Source organism: Streptosporangium nanhuense, from assembly GCF_059358815.1.
In genome coordinates, this window is the sequence record NZ_JCADBG010000005.1 from 214,105 (window position 1) to 231,346 (window position 17,242).

Below are 17,242 nucleotides of genomic sequence, written 5' to 3' on the forward strand. Positions count from 1 at the left end.
GACCGGGCCGTGGGCCGGGGCAGGTGCCGGTCGGCGGCGGGCGGCGCGGATCTCGGTGACGGCGTCGGCGGCGGCAACGCCGTCGTCGTTCGGGGGCGTGCGGGGGCGTGCGGGGGCGGGGCCTGGGCGGCGATCGGACGTTCGGTGGCGTCGGCCTCGCACGGGGTCCGCGCGAGTTCCGGCACCGCGCGTTCATCCGCCGGGGCGAGGGCGGCGTTGTCCGGACCGTGCCGTCAGGCGTCGCCGTCGTGCGCGGACGCGGGCGCCGGCCGCTGAGAGGGAGACGTCGAGCCGAGGGCTCTGGGTGAGGCGGCCGAAGACGTCTTCGACGGGGCCGGCCGGGGTGTTCCGAACGCGCGGACGGGCCGCACGTTCGCGGTTACGACCGGGTCGGTTGCGGCAGCTCCGCGGTGATCTTCGTGAGCAGGGCGTGCAGGGTGGCCCGCTCGGCCTCGTCCAGGGGGGCGAGGATCGTCTCGTCGGCGGCGGCCATCGCGGTGTCGAACCCGGAGACGAGCTCGGCGCCGGCCGGCGTCGCGTAGACGCGTTTACTGCGCTCGTTGCCGTCCTCCGTGCGGCGCTCGACGAGGCCGCGGCGTTCGAGGCCCTGCAGCAGGCTCGAGACGCTCGCCGCGCTCGTGCGCGTCATCTGCGCGATGTCGCGCTGGATCGCGCCGGGGTTCTGGACCAGATAGCCGAGCGCGAAGCCCTGCTCGTGGCTGAGCTCGCGGTCCCGGATCCAGTCCTCGGCGGTTTTTCGCTGGGCCCACACGACCCAGCGGGCCAGTCCGAGGGTGCTGGTGAGGTTCGGTGCTTCCATGGTCAGGACTCTAACTGTTAGAATTCTAACTGTCAACGATCGAACTGATCGGCGCGCGTCGTCCGCCGCCTGTCGTGCCTCATCGTCCGGGGCCCGATGGCGGCGAGCGGTCCGGCGGCGGTGGCGGGTGCCGCCCCCGCCGCGCTCACCTTCGCCGTCGGCCGGCTCGCACGGGCGGGCTCCGCGTGCCGCCGGGCAGCGCGGGTTCTGGAGCCGTGCCAGGCATCCGACCGCCGATTAAGCTCGTGGTGTGTTCGATTCGCTTGACTTCGATACATCGTCTTATGCCGATTTCGACACACCGGCCTATGTGCGGCACACGTACAACAGCTGGGATGAGGCCGGTTGGCGGTCGCTGCTGGTGCAGAGTTTCGACCACGCGTCCGAAGCCGAGCATCTCCCGCTGCCCGCGGTGTCCGACCTGCATCTCGTGCTGTGCGTGGCGGGCGACGCGGACGTTCGGCTGTACGCCGGCGGGAAGCCCTTCGCGCGGCGGTGGGTGCCGGGCCACCTGGAGCTCATGGTTCCCGGGCGCGCCACCTCCTTCACCTATCGGGCGACGTCCAGGTTGCGGACCGTCCAGGTGCACATCCCCTCGTCGGCCGTCCGGGAGGCCGCCGGGGCGCTGAGCGGTCGTGAGCCCGACTTCGAGGGGCTGTCCGCCGCCCTCCGGGCGGGAGATCCGGTCGTCGAGCAGCTCCTTCGCGCGCTGCCGGGCACCGGCGGCGCCGGCGACCTGTACGCGGAGTCCGCCGCCGCGTTCCTCTCGGCTCACGTGCTGACCCTCGGCAGGGACGTGCGTCTGCCCGGTCCCGAGCACGCCGCCGTCCGGGCGAGCGTCGCCATCATGCGAGATCGCCTGGCGGAATCTCTGACGCTGGCCGTGATCGCGTCCGTCGCGGCCGCGGTCAACGCCGCGGTCACGATCAGCGGCTTCGCGGTCCAGGTCGCGTTCCTCATCCTCGTGGCGGCGTGGCTGTACACCCTGGTCATGGCCTACCGGAGCATCGCCGCGGCGAGGTGCGACTGCACCGGATCTGGATGATCCGTAACTACGCCCTGACGTTCGCCGCGGTCACCCTGCGCGCCTACCTGCTCCTCGGCCTGCAACTGCCGCTCTCGGCGGGGTTCGAGGCGATCTACGCCGCCGCCGTATGGGCGTCCATCCTGGGCAACGTCCTCGTGGCCGAGTACTTCATCGTCCAGCGGACGCTGGACCCCTTGGCCCGTCGAACGCGGGGGCGGGACGCCCCACCGGTCCCGGGGGTCGGGGAACATCGGGGCGAAAGGTGACGCCAAGCCCTGTCTCCCCAGGTCAGACCACTGCGGTAGGCCTCCTGCCGCCGGCCGTCACGGGCAGGGGTGTCGGAGCCGTGTCGCGGCGGGTTCATGAGCGCCCCCCGCCGCTCCAGGGGCCACCCGGCGCTCACCGGGACCTCCGCCGCGACCTTGGCGCCGTTTCTCCCCGGAAAGCCGTCCCTCCCGGGAAAGCCGTCCCTCCCCGGAACAGGTCACGGCGCGGGCGCCGCCTTTCCCGGGAGGGACACGTCCTCGGCGAGGACCATGTCCGCCAGGAAGTTCGCGCGCCGGAGCAGCGGGCGGCCGGGGGCGGTGCCGATCAGGGTGCCCGCGTGGCCGGTCAGCACGGTGCAGCCGCCCGCGTCGCACAGGTCGGTCCAGCCGGCCGGGGTCGCCACCGGCAGCCGCGTGCGGATCCGGCCGTCCGCGTCCGCCATGTAGAGCCGGCCGTTCATCGCCGCCAGCGCCACGGCCCCGGCTCCGGCGGCGGCCTCGACCAGGCTCCAGGCGGAGGTCTCCGGGTCGAACAGCCACAGGCCCTCCGCGGCGGCGGCGAACAGCTCGCCGTTCACCATGCCCAGGCCGACCCCGCCGCGCGGCCCGTCGGCGAGGGTGGTCCAGCCGTGCTCGGGGTCGCGGAAGACGAGCCGGTCGTCGGCGGTGAGGCCGTACAGGCCGATCGGGTGGACGGCGGTGGCCTCCCTGGGGGTGGCCAGGGCGACCAGCGCGGGGGCGGTTCCCGCGAGGCGCCAGCGCAGGTTCTGGTCGGAGATCTCGCGGGTGAGCAGCGAGCCGCCGGAGGTGGCGCCGTACAGCAGGGAGTCGAACACGGTCAGCGCGCCGACCTCGTCCGCGCCGCCGACGGTCTCCCAGCCGCCCGTACGCGCCGACAGCCGGTTCAGCACGTTGCGGGTGATCCGGTCCACCGCCGGGTCGTGCAGGGTGTTGCCCCAGTTCACGGTGGATGCGGTGAACACCGTGCCGGCGCCGAGGCCGAAGACGCCCATGGTGGCCATGCCGCCCTGGCCGTACCGGTGCCAGTGCCGCAGGTCGGCGGTGGCCAGGATGACGAAGGACGGCGGGGTGCCGTCGCGCCCGGTGGCCAGCGGCACGCCGTCCTGCTCGACGAAGTCGCAGGCGTCCGTCTCGTAGCCGATCGCGCCCTTGCCGAACGTGTCGCCCTCGCCCAGCTTGGTGCCCTCGAACACCCAGTGCTCGGGGAAGCGGACGGTGTAGGACTCCTCGTGCATGAGCTGCATGTACGGGCCCCAGGTCCCGGCGCCGCGCCGGAAGCTGACCCCGGTCAGGCCGTTCTCCGGGCGGTTCACCGGCGCGCTGGACCACTCGACCGTGGTGAGGGCCGGGTCCACGGCGGCCATCGGGTCGGCGATCGCGTCGCGGTAGCAGACCATGGTGCGCCCGTCGTCCTCCAGCCGGAACTGCCACCAGCAGGTGTTGCCGGAGAAGACGGCCAGGTTGCCGCCCCGGCGGACGAACTCCTCGACGCTGTCGCGCATCCCCGCCGACCAGTACTCGTCGTGCCCGCTGACCATGAGCAGCCGGTAGCCGGAGAGCAGCTCGCGCCCCTCGTGCAGGTCCAGGGCCGAGCAGTAGTCGACGTCGTACCCGGCCGGGCCCAGCCAGCGGATCATGCCCTCCTCCCAGCGCTCGGGCGGCGGCCCGCCGCCGGGCCGGTCGAAGGAGACGCGCGAGGCGCGGGTCGGCTGCTCGCTCCAGTAGATGGACTCGCCGGGGATGCCCGCCCGGTTGTAGGCCTGCCAGGTCGGGAACGGGATCGACAGCAGGATCGGCGAGCCGGGACGGGCGGCCCGTACGACGAAGTAGACCTCGCTGCTCTCCTCGTCGGCGGTGAAGACCGCGCGGTACAGGGAGCTGTGCCAGCCGGGGGAGACGTCGAGCGTCCACACCGGGCCGGTGAACTCCCCGTCGAGTACGGCCAGGTCGGTGGCGACGTCCTCGACCAGCACCGAGCCGCGCAGCGGGGCGCGGGAGGCGCGGGCGAGGTGGAAGCGGAGCGCGCCGCCCTGGACGCAGGACGTCGACTCGGCGTAGGCGTGGACCGTCATCGGACACCTCCGGCGCGCTGCCCCCGGATTTCTCCGGTCGCAGGAAGGGCGCTCAACGGAAAGGTGCTCAACGGAAGGGCGCTCACCGGGAAGGCCCTCAACCGACCGGCTCCAGCACCTCGCGGAACGCGGCCTCGACCAGCAGCGACTCCAGGTCGAGCAGGTAGCGCTCCATGGCGGGACGGGGAAGGTAGCCGGTGTCGGCGGTGAGCGAGACGCCCAGCCCGCCGGGCTCGCCGGTCACGTGCAGGCAGAACCGGCAGTTGAGCCGCTCCTGGCTGAGCGGCCAGGTGAGCGTCGTCTCGTCCAGTGCCCGCCGCACGCTCGGCTCGTCGGGGGAGGCGTCCACCCGGTCGGTGAAGCGCATGTCGTTGAAGCAGCAGTACGGGTGGATCGGCACGCCCCGCTCCCGGCCGGCCCGCTCGGTGAGCCGGTCGCGGTCGTCCGGGTCGTGGTAGGCGGACCGGTAGGCGCGCAGCGCGGCGGGCTTGGCCGCGCGCAGCAGCTCGGTGAAGCCGCCCTCGCGCAGGTCCAGCACGAACAGGCCCTCCTGGGAGAGCGTGGTGACCGCGTTGACGGTGTCGCCGCGGAAGCGGTTGCCCACGATCGGCAGCATCACGCTCAGGTCGTGGCCGGTCACCCTCCCGGCCAGCACGGACGCGGCGGTCAGCAGGACGGTCGAGGTGCTCGCGCCGCTCAGCGCGGCGATCCGCCGCACGGCCAGGTCCATCGCCCGGGAGACGAGGTGCGCCCGCCAGATCGGCGGATCCGAGGGAGCGCCCGCCCGCCGGTCGAACATGGTCGGGGGGATGCGCCGGTACTCGCTCTCCCAGTGCTCCGCGGCCACCGCCGCGACCTTCAGGCCCTGCTCGGAGCACTGCCAGCGGGCCAGCTCCAGCGGCGAGGGCGGGGGCGGCCCGGGTACGGAGCCGCGCAGCAGGAGCAGCCGCAGGTCCGTGACCGCCACCTCGGCCCCGAGACCGTCGGCGGCCAGGTGGCAGAAGACGAGCACGATGTGGGTGACCTCGTCGCGGTCGACGACGAGCCCGACCCTGAGCGGCCACTCGTTCCCGTAGTCGAACGCGGTCTCCTCCAGCGCGTCGCGCAGCCGCTCGGGGTCGCCCTCCGACACGGTGACCGGGATGGAGCCGCCGGTCGCCAGCACCTGCCACGGCTCCGCGCCGTCGTCCTCCCAGGCGCCGCTCCCGTACGGTTCCGCGCCGCTGGTCCGGACGACCTTCCCGTACGGTTCCGCGCCGCTCGTGTGGACGACCTTCCCGTACGGTTCCGCGCCGCTCGCGCGGACGATCTTCCCGTACGGTTCGGTGCCGCTCGCGCGGACGGTCCTTTTGCCCGGCGCCTCGCCCAGCCTGGTGCGCAGGGACTCGTGCCGTTCCACCAGCGTGCGGAGGACCTCGGCGGCCCCCGCCACGGTGAGCGGCCTGGCCCGCCTGGGCACGGCGAGCACGCGGCCGAAGTTGAAGTAGTGGTCGTCCGGTGCCGTCTTCCGGATCGTGTCCCAGATGGCCCGCTGCCCCCAGGTCAGCGGCGCCGTCTCCGATCGGCTCCCCGAGAACCGGATGTTCATGTGCTTCCCCCGTTCGGAAATGCTTTCAGGAATGCGCGCGCAGCGCCTCGTTGATGTGGCGTTCCAGCGCGTCGAGGTCGTCCAGCAGGTCGAACCCGTCGCCCGACAGGTCGATCTCCACCCCGAACTCGGTCTCCACCGCGTCGATCAGCCGCATCTGCGCCAGGGAGGTGACCCCCAGCGCGGACAGCGGGACCGTGGCGGCCAGTGCCTCCTTGGCCGTGACGGCCCCGTCGGAGGCCGAGGCCACCATCGCCGCCAGCCGCTCCCTAACCATTGCCAGCCCCTCTCGTACGGTCTCCGGCGCCGCTCGCCGGGATCCGGATCCGGTCACCGCGCATCTCACGCCCCTCTCACGCTGAGCGGGCGCAGGTCGGTCCAGACGCGGTCGATGTGGGCGAGGCAGTCCTCCTTGGTGCCGGAGACGCCCTCCTCGCGCCAGCCGTCCGGCAGGTCCCGGCCGTCCGGCCAGATCGAGTACTGCTCCTCGTGGTTGACCACGACGCGGTAATCCATCTCAGCTCCCGCTTTCCATGAGGCGCTCGGCCTCCTCGTCGGACATCTCGGCCAGCTCGGCGACGAGCAGCTCCTCCACCGCCGCCGCGAGGTCGGCCACGGTGCTGCGGGCGAACAGGGTGCGGATCGGCACCTCCACCTCGACGGCGGCGCGGAGCCTGGCGACGGCGCGGGTGGCGAGCAGCGAGTGCCCGCCCAGCGCGAAGAAGTCGTCGAAGGCGCCGATCTCCTCGATGCCCAGCACCTCGCCGAAGATCTCGGCCACCAGCTCCTCGGCGTCGCCGCGCGGGGCGGTCCTCGTCCGGGGTCCGGCCTCGGGCGCGGGCAGCGCGGCCCGGTCGAGCTTGCCGTTCGCGGTCAGCGGCAGCGCGGTGAGGCTCACCCAGAGCGCGGGGACCATGTACGCGGGCAGCGTCCCGGCCAGGTACCCGGCCAGCTCGTCCCCGGTGGCCGTGCCGACGACGTAGCCGACCAGCGTCTCCCTGTGCACGGCCACCGCCGCCTGGCCGACGCCGGGGTGGGCCAGCAGCCGCGCCTCGATCTCGCCCGGCTCGATCCGGAAGCCGCGCACCTTGACCTGGTCGTCGAGGCGGCCGAGGAACTCCAGCCGCCCGTCGGCCCGCCAGCGCGCCAGGTCGCCGGTCCGGTAGATCCGCTCCCCGCCGGAGTCGCCGGGGACACCGAGGGTGGGGAAGCGCTCGGCCGTGAGGTCCGGCCTGCCCAGGTAGCCGACCGCCACCCCGGCCCCGCCGACGCACAGCTCGCCCGGCGCCCCCGGCGGCACGGCCTCGCCCGAGCCGTCCAGGAGCAGGATCGAGGTGTCGGCGATCGGGACGCCGATGGGCGGTCGCCCGGGGGAGCCGTCCAGCTCGGCGGCGGTGGCGATGATCGTCGCCTCGGTGGGGCCGTAAGTGTTGACCAGCCGCACCCGGTCGCCGAAGCGCTCCCGCCAGCGGGCCACGGCCGCCTCGTGCACCTGCTCGCCGCCGAGGATCACCAGCCGCAGGGTCTTCGGCCAGGCGATCTCGCCGATGTCGTCGACGAGCGCGTGCCAGTACGCCGTGGGCAGGTCGAGCACCGTGACCCGGTCGAGGTGGTCGGGCAGGGTGACGCCGCCCTCGGGCAGCAGCTCCAGCCGGGCCCCGGCGGCCAGCGCCGGGTAGATCTCCTCGGCGTGGGTGTCGAAGCTCAGCGAGGCGAACTGGACCACCCGGTCGCCGGGCCCCAGCCCGTACGCCTCGCGCATCCACCCGACGCGGGAGGCCAGGCCGGAGTGCGAGACCACGACCCCCTTGGGCGTTCCGGTGGACCCGGAGGTGTAGATCACGTAGGCCGAGGAGCCAGGGACCGGGGCGCCCACCGGGACCGGGGGACGCTCGTCCGCGTGCACGCGCGGCGTGCCGGGCGGCAACCGGTCGCCCAGGTCCGCCGAGGTGAGGACGAGGGAGGCGGCGCTGTCCTCCAGCATGAAGGCGAGCCGCTCCGCGGGGTGCTCCGGGTCGAGCGGCAGGTAGGCCGCCCCCGCCCGCCACACGGCGAGCAGGGCCGCGACGGCGTCGGGCGACCTGTCCAGGCAGACGCCGACCACGTCGCCACCGGCGACGCCCCGCCCCCGCAGCAGCGCCGCCAGCTCGTCCGCGCGGGCGTCCAGCCCGGCGTAGGTGAGCGTGGCGCCCCCGCATCCGATCGCCACCGCGTCCGGCGTCTCCCGTACGGCCGCCGCGAACAGCTCAGGCACCGAGGGGGCGGACGGCAGGGCGGGTCCCCGCGAGAGGCGCCGCAGCAGGTCGTCGTCGTTCTCGGTGCGCAGCGGCAGCTCGGAGACCCGGGCGCCGGACGCGCCCGGCAGCGCGGTGAGCAGCAGGCGGAACCGCGCGGCCAGCGCCTCGATCGTGGTCCGGTCGAACAGCTCGGCGTCGTAGACGAAGCTGAGCGCCAGCTCGTGCTCGTTGTGCCAGGCCTCCAGCATCAGTTCGAGCTTGGCCTGCCGCATGCCGTGCTCGAACACCGTCGTGGTGAGCCCCGCGAAGGCGTCGGGGGCCTGCGCGAAGTCCTGCGTGTGCAGGATGAGCATGGTCTGGAACAGCGGCGTGCGGGTCAGGTCGCGCTCGACCCTCAGGGCCGTCACCAGCTCCTCGAACGGCACGCCCTGGTGGGAGAAGGCGTCCAGGACGCCGATCTGGGTCTCGCGGAGCAGGTCGGCGAAGGTGGGGTCGGCCGACAGGTCGCCGCGCATGACCAGGGTGTCGCTGAGGTAGCCGACGACCGGTTCGAGCTGGACCCGGTCCCGGCCCGCGGTGGCCGTGCCGACCAGGATGTCGTCGTGCCCGGTGTGCCGCGACAGCAGGACCTCGTAGGCGGCGAGCAGGACCATGAACATGGTGGCGCCGTGCTCCCTGCCCAGCCTGGCCAGGGCGGCGGCCTCCGCCGCGTCCAGCCGGACACTCGCCACGTCGCCGCGCCTGGCGGCCCCGGCGGTGCGCGGCCGGTCGACCGGCAGGTCCAGCGGCGTGGGGTCGGCGAGCCTGTCCCGCCAGTAGCCGAGCAGGTCGCCGAGGTCGCGCCCGCGCTGCCAGAGGGCGACGTCGCCGAACTGGAGCGGGACCGGCGGCAGGGCGGTCGCGCCGGAGTACAGCCGCGACACCTCGTCGAAGATGAGGTTGAGCGACCAGCCGTCGCCCAGGATGTGGTGCAGCACGACGCACAGGACGTGGTCGTCCTCGGCGATCTCGATCAGCGTGACGCGCAGCGGCGGCCTGGCGCCCAGCTCGAAGGGCGCGTTGGTCAGGGCCGCGACCAGCTCCAGCGCCCCGGCCTCGCCCGCCGCGCCCACCTCCTCGACGGTCACAGGGCCCGGCGGGTCGACGACCACGACCGGCACGCCGTCCACCTCGGGGAAGCGGGTGCGCAGGCTCTCGTGCCTGGCGACGGTCCCGGCCAGAGCCTCGGCGAGCGCGTCCCGGTCCAGCGGCCCGTGCAACCGCCTGACCAGGCACATGTTGTACGACGCGTCGTCCGGGTCGAGCCGGTTGAGGAACCAGAGCCGCTCCTGGCCGAAGGAGAGCGGCGGCACGGTGCCCTCGGGCCTCGGCCGCGGCCCGTCGCTCCTGCCGCCGGACGCGGTGGCGACCAGCTCCGCCAGCCCGGCGACCGTCGGCCGGGTGAACACCTCCCGGACGGGCACCTCCGTCCCGGACAGCGCCGCCAGCCGCGCGGTGACCATGGTGGCCAGCAGCGAGTGCCCGCCGAGGGTGAAGAAGTCGTCGTGCGCCCCGACGTCCGCCGTCCCGAGCACCTCGGCGAAGACCTGCGCGACCATTCGCTCGGCCGGGGTGCGGGGAGCGACCGCGTCCCGCGCGGGCGCCGGGTCCACGTCGGGCAGCGCGTTACGGTCGATCTTCCCGTTGGGGGTGAGCGGCAACGCCGCCACCTCGACGAACACGCTGGGCACCATGTAGCCGGGCAGCTCGCGCGCCGCGCGCTCCCCGAGCCCGTCGAGCACTCCCTCGCCGTCCGTCTCCGCGTCCGTTTCCGGTACCGGGGCTGGTACGACGAAGGCCACCAGCCGGTCCCCGCGCACCGCGACGACCGCCTGCCGCACGCCGGGACAGGCGTCCAGCACGGCCTCGATCTCGCCCAGCTCGATGCGGTGCCCCCGGAGCTTGACCTGGTTGTCGGTCCGGCCGAGGAACTCCAGGGTGCCGTCGTTGCGCAGGCGGACGCGGTCTCCGGTCCGGTAGTGCCGCGAGCCCCCGGGGCCGGGGACGAAGCGCTCCGCGGTCAGGGCCGGGCGGCCGAGGTAGCCGGTGGCGACCCCCTCGCCGCCGATGAGCAGCTCTCCGGCCACCCCGATCGGGCACGGCCCGCCGGCGGGGTCGGCGACGCGGACGACGGTGTTGGCGATCGGGCGGCCGATGACGATCTCGTCCGGGTCCTCGGGGACGTCCCAGGCCGTGGACCAGATGGTGGTCTCGGTCGGGCCGTAGACGTTGACGAGCCGGTCGACCCGGGGACGCAGCTCGCGGGCGAGCCGGGGGGCGAGCGGCTCGCCGCCGGTGAGGCCCACCACGCGCGGCAGGTCCCCGGCGAGCAGGACGCGCCACCCCGAGGGCGTCGCCTGGACGTGGGTCACGCCCTCGTCCCCGACCAGGCGCGCGAGCCGCACCCCGTCGCGGGCCGTCTCCGCGTCGGCGACGACCACCCGCCCGCCCGTCACCAGCGGCAGGTAGAGCTCCAGGGCGGAGATGTCGAACGACAGCGACGTCAGCGCCAGCCACACGTCCCGCGGCGAGGACCGCACCAGGTCGCGCATCGCCAGCAGGAAGTTGGTCAGCGCCCGGTGGGGCACCACCACCCCCTTCGGCCGTCCGGTGGAGCCCGAGGTGTAGAGCACGTACGCGGTGTCGCCGGGCAGCGGGCGGGTGAGTGCCCTCGCGCCGGTCGCCGGGGGAAGGCCGGTCGCCGGGGGGAGGTCGTCGAGGCCGGTCAGCACCAGCGCCGCCGCGGAGTCCTCGATCACGTACGAGACGCGTGCCTCGGGGTAGTCGGGGTCGACGGGGAGGTAGGCCGCGCCGCTCATCGCCACGCCCAGCAGGGCGACGAGCATGTCGGCGCCGCGCTCCATCCGGACCGCGACCAGCGAGCCGCGCCCGATCCCGGCCGCGCCCAGCCGCCCGGCCAGCTCGGCGGCCCGCCCGGCCAGTTCCGCGTACGTCAGCTCCTCGACGGCACCGGACCCGTTGGCCGGGGCGCGCACCGCGACCGCGCCGGGGGTCGCGGCGGCCTGGTCGAGCAGCAGGTCGACGAGGGTGACCTCGGGCAGCTCGGCCGCGGTGTCGTTCCACTCCCGCAGCAGGCCGAGCTCCGCGTCCGGCAGCATCCGCAGCGCGCTCACCGGGGAGGCGGGATCCGCCACGACGGCCGCGAGCAGCTCCTGGAAGCGGGCGACGAAACGTTCCACGGTCTCGCGGTCGAACAGGTCGGTGCTGTAGATGGCGGTGCCGTGCAGCTCGCCGTCGTCGCCGTGGTAGATGTCCACCGACAGGTCGAGCCTGGCGCGGGCCCAGCCGTTGGGGAAGTCCGTGACGTCGAGGCCGGGAAGCGGATCGGCCAGGTCGCCGTGGGTGTGGAAGGCGAACAGGGTCTGGAACAGGGGCGTGCGGCTCAGGTCCCGCTCCACGTCGAGCTCCACCACGAGGCGCTCGAAGGGGACGTCCTGTCGCGAGAGCCCGTCCAGCACGACCCGGCGGGTGCGCTTGAGCAGCTCCTCGAAGGTGGGGTCGCCGGACAGGTCGCAGCGCAGGGCCAGCGTGGTCGAGAGGAAACCGATCATGGTCTCCAGCTCGGTGCTGCCGCGGCCGGCCGAGGGGGTGCCCACGCAGAAGTCGGTCTGGCCGGTGTGCCGGTGCAGCAGGACCTGGTAGGCGGAGAGCAGCACCATGAACGGCGTGCACCGGGCGCGGCGGGCGAGGGCGCCGATCGAGTCGGCCACGCCGGAGGTGATCCGGAACTCGACCTCGGCGCCCGCGCCGGTCCGCCGGGCCGGGCGCGGCCGGTCCGCCGGGAGCTCCAGGGCAGGCACCCCGGCCAGCCGCTCGGTCCACCAGCGGAGCTCGGAGTCCGCGGGGCTCAGGGCGCGCGCGTACTCGCCGTACTGCAGGGGCAGCTCGGGCAGCGGGGCGGTGCCCCGGCTCCCGTAGTGGGTGGCGACCTCTGAGCGGAGCACGTTCAGCGACCAGCCGTCGCCGTTGATGTGGTGCAGGACGACGCAGAGCACGTGCTCGGCGGGGCCGAGCTCGATCAGCGAGACGCGGAACGGCGGTGCGGCGGCCAGGTCGAAGGCCGTGTTGGTGAGCGTGGAGACCAGGGCCGCGACCTCCTGCTCGCCCTGGGCGAGGAGCCGGTCGACCGTCACCGGCGACGGCGGCTCGACGACCGCCACGGCCTCCCCGGCCACCTCGCGGAACCGGGTCCGCAGGCTCTCGTGCCGTGCCGCCACCGCGGTGAAAGCGGCCTCCAGGGCGATCTTGTCAAGGCGACCTTTCAACCTGTAAACATAGGAGGTGTTGTAAGTGGAGTCACCCGGATCGAGCCGATGGAGAAACCAAAGCCGCTGCTGGCCGTGCGACAGGGGGTATTCCATCCCCGATTGGCCGGTCGGAACGGTCTCCGGTGAGAACACGCAGGGCTCCTTTTTCGGCCGCGGGCCCGTTAGTTCACGCAATCGCGCTGGAGGTTAGTACGCAAAAGGCCCGCTCTGTGCACATTTGACCAGTTGGGCGGGCATCGGGAAGGGTCTCTTTCTGGAAAGAAACCTTTCAGTTAGTTCTGCGGTCGTCAGTGTTACACCTTCGCCCTGAGGGCGCAAGGGTCACTTTCGCGTGGGTTTTGTTGCCTCCGTGAACCTCTCCCCAAAGTCTTGCGAACCCCTTACGATCATGTAAGACTGACGCTCGATTTTAAATAGTAAAGATTCTTTCCTGTAGTGCCAAGGGTGCTCGCACACACCGAAGGCACATACATCCGATCTTTAGTGGGAGGTTCACTTGGTGAACCTGACCGTCCCCCAGCTGCTCGGAGACCGGGCCCTCACCGACCCCGACGGGGTCGCGCTGATCGTGCACGGCTCGGCCCAGCTCACCTACCGCCAGTGGCACGAGCGCTCCGTCGCGCTCGCGAACGGCCTGGTCACGCGCGGTGTCGGCCGGGGCGACCGGGTGGGCCTGGTGTTCGGGGCCGCGGACTGGGCCGACTACGCCGTGGCCTTCTGCGGGGTCCTGGCGGCCGGAGCGGTGGCCGTGCCGCTCTCCGACCGCCTCACCCTCGACGACCTGCGCTTCATGCTGGAGAACTGCCGCGCGACCGGCGTCGTCCACGCGGCGGGCCTCGCCGTGCCCGAGATCGGCTGGAGCGCCACGGTCGACGATCTGAACGTCGAAACGTCCTATGAGATGGCCGATATCGCGCCCTCAGCGCCCTCAGATCCCCCGGTGCCCCTGGTGCCCCCGGCGCCCGGGGATCTCGCCCAGATCCTCTACACCTCCGGCACGACCGGCCGTCCCAAGGGCGTCTCGGCCACCCATGCCAATCTGGCCTACGGCTGCGGTGCCAAACGGCGTCCGTTCGCGCACTCCCGGCATCTCGTCCACGCCTTCCCGATCGGTACCAACGCCGGGCAGGCGATGCTGATCAACGCGCTCGACGCCCGGCCGGCCGTCGTGACGCTGCCGCGCTTCACCCCGGCCCGCTTCGCCTCGCTGATCGAGTCCTACCGCGCGGGGACGGTCTTCCTGGTCCCCGCGATGGCCATCGAGCTGATCAACGCGAAGGTGGCCGACCGGCACGACCTGTCCAGCGTGCTGCTGCTCGGCTCGGCCGCCGCGCCGCTGCCCTCGGCCGTCGCCCAGCAGCTGACCACGGCCTTCCCCAACGCGACGATCACCAACTACTACACCTCGACCGAGGCCGCCCCGGCCCAGACGATCATGATGTTCGACCCGGAGCGGCCGGGAAGCGTCGGCCGCGCCATCGCCGGGGGACGGGTCAGGATCGCCACCGCGGAGGGGGAGCCGCTGGCACCGGGGGAGACCGGGGAGGTCTGGATGCGATCCCCCGCCGCGCCGCGCGCCTACTACGGCGACCCCGACAGCGGGACCTTCCGCGACGGCTGGGTGCGGATGGGCGACCTCGGCTACATCGACGCCGAGGGCTACCTCTACCTGGTCGACCGCGAGAGCGACGTGGTGAAGTCCGGGGCCTTCAAGGTCTCCACGATCCACGTCGAGGAGGTCGTCTACCAGCATCCGGCCGTGATCGAGGCCGCCGCGTTCGGGGTCCCGCACCCCGTGCTCGGAACCGTCGTCACCGTGGCCCTCGCCACCAGGGAACCCCTCGCGCCCGAGGACCTGCGTCTCTTCCTCAAGGACCGCCTGGCCCCGCACGAGCTGCCCGCGCGCGTCGTCACGGTCGACGCCCTGCCGCGCAACGCCGGAGGCAAGGTCGACAAGAAGGCCCTGCGCCGTACGACGGAGAGCGCGTGATGTCCCGGGACACCTCCGGATCGCCGGGGGAGGGCGCCTCCGGCCCGGTGCCCGCGGGCCTGCCGCAGGTCACGTTCACCCAGCAGGGGATGTGGGTGACCGAGCAGACCGTTGGCGGGGGCGCCGCCTACCACATGCCGATACTCGTCCACCTGGCCGGCGACCTGGACACCGGCACGCTCCTGGCGGCCTGCGCGGCGGTGGCCGCCCGGCACCCGATGCTGGGCAGCGTGGTGGCGGAGGTGGACAACGAGCTGCGGCTGGTGCCGGGCGCGGAGGTCCCGGTCCGTGAGGTGTCGATCTCCACCGACTCCCCAGACACCGACTCTCTCGACACCGACTCTCTCGACACCGACTCCTCCGACACCGACTCCTCCGACACCGACTCCTCCGGCACCGCCTCCCCCGGCGTCGAGAGCGCCGGGATCGGTGAACGGTACGGGGAGGCCGTGCTGGAGGCGGTGCGGGAGGAGATCCTGCGCGCGTTCGACCTGGAGAAGGGCCCGCTGGCCAGGTTCACCCTGTTCGGGGCCGGACCCGGACGGCACCTGCTGCTCTTCGTCGCCCACCACCTGGTCTTCGACGGCCAGTCGAAGGACATCCTGGTACGCGACCTGGCCGCCCTCTACAACGGCGAGCCGCCGCCCCCGCTGCCCTTCGTCGACCACGGCCGGGCCGAGCGCGATCGGGTGGCCGCCCTGCTTCCCGGCGCGCGGGAGTTCTGGAAGCCCCGCTGGCGCGATCCGGGCCAGACCGTCGTGCTCGGCCGCGCGCTGGAGTCCCGGCGGGCGGGGGAGGGAAGGGTGCTGCGGTTCACCGTCGACCCGTCGATCCCGGCCCCCTCCTCCCCGGACACGCCGGGTCCCGCCCTCACCCGGTTCGAGGTGCTGCTCGCCGCGCTGCACACCCTGCTCCTCGGTTACGGCAACGCCGCCGTGACCACCGCCGTCGACCTGTCCACCCGGCCTCCCGAGGCCGCCGGGCACGTCGGCCTGTTCGTCAACGAGCTCCCGGTCGCCTCCAGCCCGTCCCCGGAGGCGACCTTCCGGGAGTTCGCCGGCACGCTGCGCGCCGAGCTGCGGGAGGTCTACCGGTTCCGCCAGGTACCGCTCTCCCGGGCGATGCCCCGCCTCCGGCCGCACGCCGCGCTGGTCCCCGTCTCCGTCAGCTACCGCACCCGCCGCGACGCCGACCCGGTGTTCGCCGGGCTCGACGCGTCGGTGGAGTGGACCGTCTTCAACCACGCGGTACGCGGCGCGCTGCACCTGCAGTGCGTGGACGGTCCCGGCGGGCTGGAGATCAGCCTGCGTCACGATCCCGAGACGGTGCCCGACGCCGCCCGGGTCGCCGACGACCTGCGTCTCCTTCTGGAACGCGCCATGCATGACCCTGACCTGTCACTGCACGAAATTCTGGAGAACGAGATGGGTTCCGTCACCACGCTGACCGACCAGGTGCGCGAGATCTGGGAGGAAGTACTGGGCATCTCACCGATCGCCGATGACGACGACATCTTCGATCTGGGCGGCCACTCCCTGACCATCACGCAGATCATCGCGCGCATGCGCAAGCGCCTGGACATCGAGGTCTCCCTGGACGCCTTCTTCGACAACCCGACGATCGCCGGGATCGTAGATTCACTCGGCGTTGACTTCCCCTCCCTCGTGAACGAGGGGGAGTCCCACGGTCGCCCGTGAGAGTTCCTGCTTCACCGCCGGTTGCCCGCCAGGAGAGAACTCCCTTGAGGTCTTACACCAGCTCCACAGGCGTTTTACCTCTCCGCCAGCCCGGCGGCGAGGATGTTTCTCGCGGCGTTGATATCCCGATCATGAGCCGCACCGCAAGCGCACACCCAATCACGGACGCTCAGCGGAATGGGCGGGGCGATAGTTCCGCAGGCCGAGCACAGTTTGGAGGAGGGGAACCAACGGTCCACCACCAGCACTTCCCGTCCGTACCAGGCGGCCTTGTACTCCAGCATGGAGCGCAGCAGCCGCCAGGAGGCATCGGAGACGGCACGAGCCAGTTTGCGGTTTGTGGCCAGGTTACGCACGGTGAGGTCTTCTACGACGATCACTTGGTTCTCGTGAACAAGCCGAGTGGTGACCTTGTGCAGACGATCCCGGCGCCGGTCGGCGATCCGGGCATGGATCCGGGCGACGATGCGTTTCGCCTTCTCCCGGTTGGCCGAACCTTTCTCCTTACGGGTGAGGTTGCGCTGGGCCTTGGCCAGTTTGCGCCGGTCGGCACGCTCATAGCGAGGATTGGCGATCTTTTCTCCGGTCGACAGCGTTGCCAAGGCGGTAATGCCGACGTCCACTCCAACTACGGCGGTGGCCGGTGCCAATGGGCGAATCGTGTCTTCGCACAAGATGGAGACGAACCAGCGTCCAGCCGCGTCCCTGCTTACCGTCACCGTGGACGGGTTGGCTTCCTCAGGCAGCGGACGCGACCATGTGATGGCCAGCGGCTCACCCATCTTCGCCAACGTCAGCCTGCCTTCTCGCCATCGGAACGCCGAACGGGTGTACTCGGCCGACAACCGAGACTTCTTGCGGGACTTGAACACCGGATATCCGGCTCGCCGGGTAAAGAAGTTGGTGAAGGCTGTCTGCAGATGACGCAGTGCCTGCTGCAACGGAACGCTGGACACCTCGTTCAAAAAGGCGAGTTCTGTGGTTTTCTTCCACTCGGTGAGTGCGGCCGACGACTGTGCATAGGAAAGCCTGCGTCCTTCCAATGCGTAGGCGCGACTGCGCTCCTCAAGGGCCTTGTTGTAGACGAGACGTACGCAGCCGAACGTACGGGCAAGCTCTACCGCCTGCTCGTCGGTTGGATAGAAACGGAACTTGAACGCCCGCTTCACGGTCTGCGTCACATCACACACAGTAAC

General features: G+C 72.3%; 10 protein-coding genes and 1 pseudogene. 4 read left to right on the plus strand and 7 right to left on the minus strand.

What is annotated here, in order from left to right; translation table 11 throughout:
• Window positions 1-379: 379 nt before the first annotated feature.
• A complete protein-coding gene (locus tag AC5L38_RS12685) occupies window positions 380-820 on the minus strand; it encodes a MarR family winged helix-turn-helix transcriptional regulator (protein WP_495242962.1) in 441 nt (146 codons plus the stop codon).
• 310 nt (window positions 821-1,130) lie between these two features.
• Here AC5L38_RS12685 and AC5L38_RS12690 point away from each other — a divergent pair, with 310 nt between their 5' ends.
• Both AC5L38_RS12690 and AC5L38_RS12695 read left to right on the plus strand, forming a co-directional pair.
• Window positions 1,131-1,865: a hypothetical protein gene (locus tag AC5L38_RS12690; RefSeq protein WP_495242963.1), complete on the plus strand. Its 735-nt coding sequence runs from the start codon at window positions 1,131-1,133 to the stop codon at window positions 1,863-1,865.
• Window positions 1,862-2,113 carry a DUF2306 domain-containing protein gene (locus tag AC5L38_RS12695; protein WP_495242964.1) on the plus strand — a complete coding sequence of 84 codons (252 nt, stop codon included), beginning with the start codon at window positions 1,862-1,864 and terminating at the stop codon, window positions 2,111-2,113. The genes AC5L38_RS12690 and AC5L38_RS12695 overlap by 4 nt, the downstream gene beginning before the upstream one ends.
• Before the next feature lie 218 nt (window positions 2,114-2,331).
• Here AC5L38_RS12695 and AC5L38_RS12700 read toward each other — a convergent pair whose 3' ends face one another.
• The 5 genes from AC5L38_RS12700 to AC5L38_RS12720 all read right to left on the minus strand — a co-directional run bounded on the left by AC5L38_RS12700 (window position 2,332) and on the right by AC5L38_RS12720 (window position 12,452).
• Window positions 2,332-4,206: a N,N-dimethylformamidase beta subunit family domain-containing protein gene (locus AC5L38_RS12700; protein ID WP_495242965.1), complete on the minus strand. Its 1,875-nt coding sequence runs from the start codon at window positions 4,204-4,206 to the stop codon at window positions 2,332-2,334.
• 97 nt (window positions 4,207-4,303) lie between these two features.
• Window positions 4,304-5,794: a condensation domain-containing protein gene (locus AC5L38_RS12705; protein WP_495242966.1), complete on the minus strand. Its 1,491-nt coding sequence runs from the start codon at window positions 5,792-5,794 to the stop codon at window positions 4,304-4,306.
• A 25-nt stretch (window positions 5,795-5,819) separates the two neighbouring features.
• Entirely contained in the window at window positions 5,820-6,071 is a 252-nt protein-coding gene (locus AC5L38_RS12710) for an acyl carrier protein (protein WP_389912257.1), read from the minus strand.
• Window positions 6,072-6,136: 65 nt separating this feature from the next.
• Entirely contained in the window at window positions 6,137-6,310 is a 174-nt protein-coding gene (locus tag AC5L38_RS12715; protein WP_495242967.1) for an MbtH family protein, read from the minus strand.
• 1 nt (window position 6,311) lies between these two features.
• Window positions 6,312-12,452, minus strand: coding sequence for an amino acid adenylation domain-containing protein (locus AC5L38_RS12720; RefSeq protein WP_495243119.1), 6,141 nt, complete (start codon window positions 12,450-12,452; stop codon window positions 6,312-6,314).
• 406 nt (window positions 12,453-12,858) lie between these two features.
• On the opposite strand from AC5L38_RS12720, the gene AC5L38_RS12725 reads away from it, so the two are divergent.
• Both AC5L38_RS12725 and AC5L38_RS12730 read left to right on the plus strand, forming a co-directional pair.
• Window positions 12,859-14,349 carry a class I adenylate-forming enzyme family protein gene (locus tag AC5L38_RS12725; protein WP_495242968.1) on the plus strand — a complete coding sequence of 497 codons (1,491 nt, stop codon included), beginning with the start codon at window positions 12,859-12,861 and terminating at the stop codon, window positions 14,347-14,349.
• Window positions 14,349-16,046 carry a condensation domain-containing protein gene (locus AC5L38_RS12730; protein WP_495242969.1) on the plus strand — a complete coding sequence of 566 codons (1,698 nt, stop codon included), beginning with the start codon at window positions 14,349-14,351 and terminating at the stop codon, window positions 16,044-16,046. The genes AC5L38_RS12725 and AC5L38_RS12730 overlap by 1 nt, the downstream gene beginning before the upstream one ends.
• On the opposite strand, the pseudogene AC5L38_RS12735 reads toward AC5L38_RS12730, so the two are convergent.
• Window positions 15,987-17,227: pseudogene (locus AC5L38_RS12735) on the minus strand (RNA-guided endonuclease InsQ/TnpB family protein). The gene AC5L38_RS12730 and the pseudogene AC5L38_RS12735 sit on opposite strands and share 60 nt — an antisense overlap.
• Between the last annotated feature and the right edge of the window lie 15 nt (window positions 17,228-17,242).

Excerpts from the sequence above, each read along its gene's own strand:
- AC5L38_RS12705 (WP_495242966.1), bottom strand. The coding sequence starts at position 5,794 with ATGAACATCCGGTTCTCGGGGAGCCGATCGGAGACGGCGCCGCTGACC.
- AC5L38_RS12710 (WP_389912257.1), bottom strand. The coding sequence starts at position 6,071 with ATGGTTAGGGAGCGGCTGGCGGCGATGGTGGCCTCGGCCTCCGACGGG.
- AC5L38_RS12700 (WP_495242965.1), bottom strand. The coding sequence starts at position 4,206 with ATGACGGTCCACGCCTACGCCGAGTCGACGTCCTGCGTCCAGGGCGGC.
- AC5L38_RS12715 (WP_495242967.1), bottom strand. The coding sequence starts at position 6,310 with ATGGATTACCGCGTCGTGGTCAACCACGAGGAGCAGTACTCGATCTGG.
- AC5L38_RS12695 (WP_495242964.1), top strand. The coding sequence starts at position 1,862 with ATGATCCGTAACTACGCCCTGACGTTCGCCGCGGTCACCCTGCGCGCC.
- AC5L38_RS12720 (WP_495243119.1), bottom strand. The coding sequence starts at position 12,452 with ATGGAATACCCCCTGTCGCACGGCCAGCAGCGGCTTTGGTTTCTCCAT.
- AC5L38_RS12730 (WP_495242969.1), top strand. The coding sequence starts at position 14,349 with ATGTCCCGGGACACCTCCGGATCGCCGGGGGAGGGCGCCTCCGGCCCG.
- AC5L38_RS12685 (WP_495242962.1), bottom strand. The coding sequence starts at position 820 with ATGGAAGCACCGAACCTCACCAGCACCCTCGGACTGGCCCGCTGGGTC.